The 2,987-nt window shown below is 66.7% G+C and carries 2 protein-coding genes; both read right to left on the bottom strand.

What is annotated here, in order from left to right; all coding sequences use genetic code 11:
* The coding region (gene tssM / locus EOA28_RS31035) for a type VI secretion system membrane subunit TssM (protein ID WP_189342277.1) at positions 1-2,298 on the bottom strand (2,298 nt) is incomplete at its 3' end.
* Positions 2,298-2,987 (bottom strand): type VI secretion system protein TssL, long form (gene tssL, locus EOA28_RS31030; protein WP_128315625.1); only part of this gene is annotated, 690 nt, incomplete at its 5' end. The genes tssM and tssL, both read right to left, overlap by 1 nt.

Raw genomic sequence — 2,987 nt, 5'->3', positions numbered from 1 at the left:
GCGCAGATGCTCGTCGACGACCGGTGGGTGCTCGGCGGCGGCGGCGAACAGGGCGGTATCGACCAGGACCTGCCCAAGCTCGGTCCCGAACTCATCGACCGCTACGGCAAGGAATTCGCCGCCGCCGCCGAGCACCCACCGGTCGTCGACGAGCATCTGCGCGATGCGCGACAGCTGCGGCAGGAAGAAGCGGTTGAACCCGGCACGCGTGTAAAGGCCGGGGACGTGGAGATCGGCGAGCTCGCTGCCGTCGATGCGCTCGAACAACAGCTGCGCTTCCGGACCGGCTTTCGCGGCGACGGAGAAATCCTGCAGCCTCGCCGCGTAGACCGCCGACTTGATCTGCGCAAAGGCGCGGTCGGCGAGGCTCATGCGGCCGAGCGAGCGCTGCGCGGCCTCGACCAGCGGCTGGTTGAGCGCGAAGGTTGGATCGTAGGCGTCGTCGAGCGCAAGCATGGCGCGCAGATGCTTTTCAAGCTGCGCGCGTCCCTCGCGGTTGTTCTCGCCGGGGTAGCGGTTTTCCTCCCAGTCCTGCTTCATCCACGAGACGATCAGCTCGTCGTCGACCTTGGGCGCCTTGCCGCCCAGCATCAGGTAGATCTTGAGCGGCTCGTAAAGCGCGATCGGATCGGCCATCCTGGCTTGGATCGTCCGCTCGGCCTGCACCAGCAGCCGCGATTGGAAGCTGCGCTCCAGTGCCTGCCGGTAGGCGGTCTTGGAGGCCGACAGCAGCCTCTCGCGCTGGCTGAGCCCGAACGTCTCCTCGATCGGCCTGCCCTGGTCGCCATTTTCGAAGCCGGCCGGCAGGTTGCGCAGCTGGTCGAGCGGGCCGATGACGTTTTCGAGGTCGACGTCGGTCACCGTGGTGCTCTTCAACAGGCTGTCGGCGCTGTCGCGATAATGCGCAATGGCTTGCCTTGTGGAGGCGATCAGCTCTCTGTTGGCGAAGAAGCTGAGGCCCAGCACGCCGAGCGCCGCCAAGGCTGCCAGCGCGATCGCCGCCAGTCCGCCGAACCTGGCGAGCCGGATGCGGCGCTCGGCCGCCCGGTCGAACGATACCCAGCCGGATTCCGGGAAGATCACCTTGGTCAGCAGATCGTGTAGGAAGAAGCTTTTGCCGGCGCCCGAAAGATGCGCCTGCGAAGCGCTGCCGAAACTGCGGCCGATCGCGCCCAGCACCTGGTCGAAGGGCGTTCCTTCCTGCGTGCCCGACGAGAAATAGAGCCCGCGCAGGCTGACGTTAACCTGGCTGCGCGATGTGTCGAACAGGCTGCCGATGAACTGCGTTATCCGGTTCTTCAGCGCGCCGAACTGCGCCGGAAAGCCGAACAGCGCAATCCGCGCCACGGGGTCGGTCTCTTCCTGCAGGCGGTCGGCGACCTCTTCGGCGAGCCGCTTGGCCAACTCGTCGAAGGATCCGGGCGCCTCGCCGGCCATGTTTTTGGTGCGGTCCGCGGTCTGGAACGTCGCGCCCCACACCTTGCGCCGGCGCGCCTCGTCGAAATCGCCGAAATAATCCATGAAGCCGGCGACGAGATCGGCCTTGGTGAACAGCAGATAGACCGGGAACTGGATCTTCAGCGTCTGGTGCAATTCGCGCAGGCGGCTCCTGATTTCGGTGACATGCTCGTCGAGCTGCCGGTCGTCGAAGCCGATGAGATCCGACAGGCTGATGGCCAGGATGACGCCGTTGATCGGCTGCCTGGTGCGGTGCTTCTTCAGCAGTCCCAGGAAGGAGAGCCAGCTCGCTCTGTCGCGCTCGCGGTCCGCCTCCTGCGTCGTGTAGCGGCCGGCCGTGTCGATCAGCACCGCCTCGTCGGTGAACCACCAGTCGCAGGACCGCGTGCCGCCGACGCCGGCCACCGGCTGCGCGCTGCCAGAGCCGGCAAGCGGGAATTTCAGCCCGGAATTGACCAGCGCCGTCGTCTTGCCGGCACCGGGCGGGCCGATGATGATGTACCAGGGAATGTCATAGAGGATATTGCGCTTGCCGCTCGTCCGCTTCAGCGTCGCGATGGCTTCGCTCATGCGTGCTTCGAGCACCTGGGAATCGTCGTTGCGTTCATCGCTGCGCGCGATGGCCGCTTCGAGCGCCTTCTGCGCCTTCCGCCGCTGCCAGAAGCGGATCCCGTAGAACAGCGCGAGCGCCGCAACGGTGACGCCGATGATCGTGGCCCTCAGCCACACTGGACCAAGCGGGCGCGTATCGGCGAAGCGGATCAGCGGTCCGGCATACCAGATCGCCGCCGAGAAACCGGCGAGCGCAGCCAGGCTGAAGATCCGCCGCATCCAGCGCATCAGCCGCCGTTCTCCGCCGCGCTGGTCTGCAAAATCTCCTGTTTCGGGATCATCACGTCGACGCGGCGGTTCTTGGCACGGCCGTCCGCCGTGCCATTGTCGGCGATCGGTTCGTCCTCGCCCTTGCCGTCGGCACTGAGCCGCGACGGATCCTTCACCTGCTTGGCCATCATCGCCTGCACGGCCTTGGCGCGAGCGACCGAGAGGTCGAAATTCGATTTGAACGTGCTGGACTTCTTCGGTTTCACATTGTCGGTGTGTCCAATGATGTTGATCGGTCCAGGCTCAGCATCGAGCACGGTGGCGATATCGGCCGCGACCGGCTGGAACTGCGGCTTCGGCTCCGCCTGGCCGGGCGCGAACAGAAGCTGGTTGTTGATCTCGATGACGATGAACGCGCCCTTCTCGCCGACGCTCAGTCCGCCGCCGGCGATCTCCTTGGCAAGGGCGGCGCGGACACGGTCGATCTGGGCGGTGTCCGGAACCGCTGGCGGCGGCGGGGCGGCTTGCGCCGGCTCAGTGGGCGCCGCCACGCTGGCGCGCTCGATGGTGACGGGCGTCGAGGGGTTGAGCGCCAGCAACTCTCCCGCCGTCGCGTCGCCTTCATCGGTGATCAGCACCCGCAGCCCGAAGAAGGCCGCCGTGACCAGCGTCGCCGCGGCGGCCGCGACCGCCCAGAGCGGCAGCCG

It is taken from the genome of Mesorhizobium sp. M2A.F.Ca.ET.067.02.1.1, assembly GCF_004023285.1.
In the GTDB taxonomy this organism is placed as follows: domain Bacteria; phylum Pseudomonadota; class Alphaproteobacteria; order Rhizobiales; family Rhizobiaceae; genus Mesorhizobium.
This window is presented reverse-complemented; position numbering and strand designations above follow the sequence as displayed.